Below are 3,493 nucleotides of genomic sequence, written 5' to 3'. Positions count from 1 at the left end.
GTTTCCATCAGCGGAAGTCGGCTTCGGCGCTTGAAATTGCTGAACATCTTCTGGCGCGTGCGGCGGACGGAGAACGGGACCTAGAGCGCCTGAAATGCTCGGCTTTCAAGAAATTAATCGGCGATGCCGCGCGCTTGCCGAGCTGGACTGCGTAGCGATCTCAAGACTCTTGCGGGCAGCTCTTGGGGATCGGTAAGGTCGATCGACGGCAACTTTCACTTGACGGCCTTAGTTCTCCTTCGGCGCCACGCGCCACGATCCTCAGCGCGTCATCCGGCAGCGGACGTTGCTCGGAGAAGCTGTTAGCCGGGACAAGGCGGCGGTTCTCCGGCTTCAGGCAGCCTGGCCAGTGCGGTGACGGCATTGCGGATGTTGGTGACCGGTGGCCCGCCGAACTTTGGTGGCGGCGGCATGCCCCAGCGCATCATGGCCAGCTCGCGGCCGGTGTCAGTGTTGCCGGGTAACCCGGAAACACGACCGGCATCGGTGCGAGGTTGCCGGCATAGCGGTTGACGACGCGAAACAGCGCGATGATCGCGGCTTGGTTGGTTGTGATGCTGTAGAGGTTTCACGTGCGCTTTGCGGACTACCGCTTCTTAAAGTCCGTTAGCTTGCGCATGTAGTAACCCTGTCTCTGAACGGCGAGCTTAATGTCCTCGCTGACGCTCGCTACTTCTAGCGCAATGCCCACCCGGCGGTGAGGCAGAATTCTTTCAGCATGGGGCAAGCCAGTAATGGAGCAAATTCATGAAAAAGATGCATCTAACAAAACTTGCAATTGCGGGCTCAACTGTCGCATGCGCGGCACTGTTCTCGTTTAGCTGGTCTGAACAACGCGGTGTCTCTATGTCAGTCGAGAGTGCCCAAGCACGGGTCGGTCGACCACTGACCCCAATGAGCGTTGCAGGTGTTGCTCGCCTGCAAGACCGACGGGCTGCGTACCGGTATGGAGCCGAGGTAGTCGGCGCTGGCGTCGCCGGCGCGGCCGCCGTCGGCGGCGCTGCTGCTGTGGCGGCTACATCGCCCAACTGGGGATGGGGAGGCGGCCCTTACTACACAGGCGGAGCTCGGGCAGCCAACGCCTACTATGCGGCGTCCACGGCCAGCTCCAGCAATGGCTGGTACATAAGTCCTACCGGCATGGCCTGCACATCGGGGACTTTGGTCGCAGGCACCAACGGTTTGCCGTTCCGCTGCCCGTAAAACACACGCGAAAGCCGGTGAAGCGGGCATCGACTTCGGCGCGTCAGCATACCAGCGACGTTATGGCACCCTGATCTRCTGCAGACTAGCGGAATTGATCGCACGCCCGGCACACCGAGTCAGCAAGGAGACGACTAGGAGGCGGTCCAAACGGCTGCCTCCTGATCAAACTCTTTCTGATTCTGCACGCGGATTGACCTTTCCTTTCAAAGGGCACCAACGGAGGGTGACGGTGATCAGGTTATTGGCTGTCCATCGCGATATYGATGCAGGTGATGCCACGTGCGGCGATTCAACCAGACGGCTTCATCACGCATTGGAAAATAGATGACAGCAATTTGGTGGCCTGCTCCTGAAGCCGAGAAGTCCCTCGAAACGAAGACGCTCCATGGCCGAAAAGTTGTGTTGAATGCTACCGCGGGCCACGATGTTGGTTTATGCACCAAGGCTAGGGGCCCGCCGGCAAATCCTCTATCGACGCACTCCGACGCGATTAACGCCGCCATTGGCATTACCGCCGACGTTATGACGGACTGCAGCGCGCGCAACGGGCCGTGGCCGGAGGGCAACGCCAGCCCGGGCAACGCAACCCACCGGATAGTCGACGTACTGGCAATACACGATCGCGCGGGCCGGTGATGGAGCAAGCGTGGCCCCTGCAAGYCCCAGAAGTGCGCTGGCAGCGATTCCTGTAACCGTCACTGACTTGATCGAAAGTCGCATCTTAGCCTTCATGATGTCCTCCTAAGGGTAGCAGAAGCCGCATTCCTACGGCTTACGATAGCGTGTGCCCGGACACATGAGCGACATTGACGTACATCAAGGGTGAACTGGGCTGTGCGTTAACTCCGTCGAACATCCTCCTTGTTCCCTACCGCCCGTCGCCTAGTTTACTGACAGCACCAACCGCGATCTTGATTCAGATCAACCAGCTTCATGATACCCGCACCAAAACAAGAGACCGACTGGGCTAGGGCAGTTAGTTGGTGCGTGCGATGACGCCTACTTGGTATGTCACCTTCGAGGTTCGTAAACGCGGCACGCTGCCGAAGCAGCGGAGCCCTCGGGAAACAAGGACCTTCGCTACGGAAGCAGAGGCCAAGGCATTCGTTCGTGCAAAGCTCGACGAAGGTCTCGTTGTATTTGCGGGCACGATCAATCCGCACGTCCCCAGGCAACTCATTCCGTCGCCCCGCATCCAAGCTTGGCTTGTCGATGAACAATGGAACGCTGAGCGAGATCCAGGTCCCGACGCGGAATAAGCACGTTCCCGTGCACATACACCGCTCTCAAGTGTTGCCATTTTATTACGGGCTTAGGTCTCATCGCTTTAGACTTGTGGACGTCGGGCACTTCATAAGAGCTCGCGTTCTCTGAACGAAAGAGCTCTGAGCATGGGGATATGGACGATGAAAAGGCTTTCGATGACTCCGCTCAGTCTCGCAGCGCTGAGCATGACGGCGCCTGCCATGGCCGCCGATATGGCCGTCAAGGCGGCGCCGCCGGCACCGGTGGTGGCGATCTACAACTGGAGCGGATTCTACATTGGCGCCAACGGAGGCTGGGGGCAGAGCCATGGTTGCGTGGATTTCCTGACGCCCGCCGGGACAGTCGCAGGTGGTTGCGCTGATCGTTCGGGCGGCCTTGTTGGCGGGCAGATCGGGTACCGCTGGCAAACGAACCAGTCTGTGCTCGGCTTGGAGGCGCAGGGCGACTGGGCCGAGATCAAGAACACACGCGTCAGCTTGATCGATCCATTGATCTCAACCACAGGCAAGATTGATGGCATTGGGCTGTTCACGGCTCAATTCGGATGGGCATGGAAAGCGTCGCTGTTCTATGTGAAGGGTGGCGCTGCGGTGACGCGCAATCGCTTTGATGTCTTCAACAACCTCACCGGAGTCGGCCTGACTCCGCAGGTCACACGCGCTGGGGCGGTGCCCTCGGTGTCGGCTGGGAATACGGTTTCTCGCCGAATTGGTCGTTCGGCATCGAATACGACCATCTCTGGATGGGGCGTGACAACACGTCCTTCGCGGGCGTGGTCACGCCAGGGGGCATCACCCTTCTCGGCAACGGGGTCAGTCAGGATGTGGACATGGTCACACTTCGGTTGAACTATCGTTTCGGCGGTTATTCGGCACCGGTCACCGCTCGCTATTGAACCGTACTTCCGCGCAGATTAGAGGTCCCGGCATGGCACCGGGGCCGCTCAATTAGGAACGGCAAAGGGTCTTCGCTTCGACCCGGCTGTCAATTCTGACGATCGAAGCCGGCGAGTTGCTGCCGG

The 3,493-nt window shown here is 59.5% G+C and carries 1 protein-coding gene and 3 pseudogenes; 2 read left to right on the top strand and 2 right to left on the bottom strand.

Annotated features, from left to right (window positions below):
- Positions 1-271: 271 nt before the first annotated feature.
- Positions 272-484: pseudogene (locus AB4Z51_RS44610) on the bottom strand (SOS response-associated peptidase); the annotation flags it as partial.
- Between the two features lie 263 nt (positions 485-747).
- Between AB4Z51_RS44610 and AB4Z51_RS44605 the strand changes: the two are divergent.
- Positions 748-934: pseudogene (locus tag AB4Z51_RS44605) on the top strand (hypothetical protein); the annotation flags it as partial.
- Positions 935-1,674: 740 nt separating this feature from the next.
- Here AB4Z51_RS44605 and AB4Z51_RS44600 read toward each other — a convergent pair.
- The gene (locus AB4Z51_RS44600; RefSeq protein WP_085398219.1) at positions 1,675-1,938 is read right to left on the bottom strand and encodes a hypothetical protein; all 264 of its coding nucleotides are present in this window, start codon (positions 1,936-1,938) and stop codon (positions 1,675-1,677) included.
- A 674-nt stretch (positions 1,939-2,612) separates the two neighbouring features.
- Here AB4Z51_RS44600 and AB4Z51_RS44595 point away from each other — a divergent pair.
- Positions 2,613-3,367, top strand: a pseudogene (locus AB4Z51_RS44595) (outer membrane protein).
- Positions 3,368-3,493 lie beyond the last annotated feature (126 nt).

It is taken from the genome of Bradyrhizobium sp. 2TAF36, assembly GCF_052114925.1.
In the GTDB taxonomy this organism is placed as follows: Bacteria; Pseudomonadota; Alphaproteobacteria; order Rhizobiales; family Xanthobacteraceae; genus Bradyrhizobium; species Bradyrhizobium barranii.
This window is presented reverse-complemented; position numbering and strand designations above follow the sequence as displayed.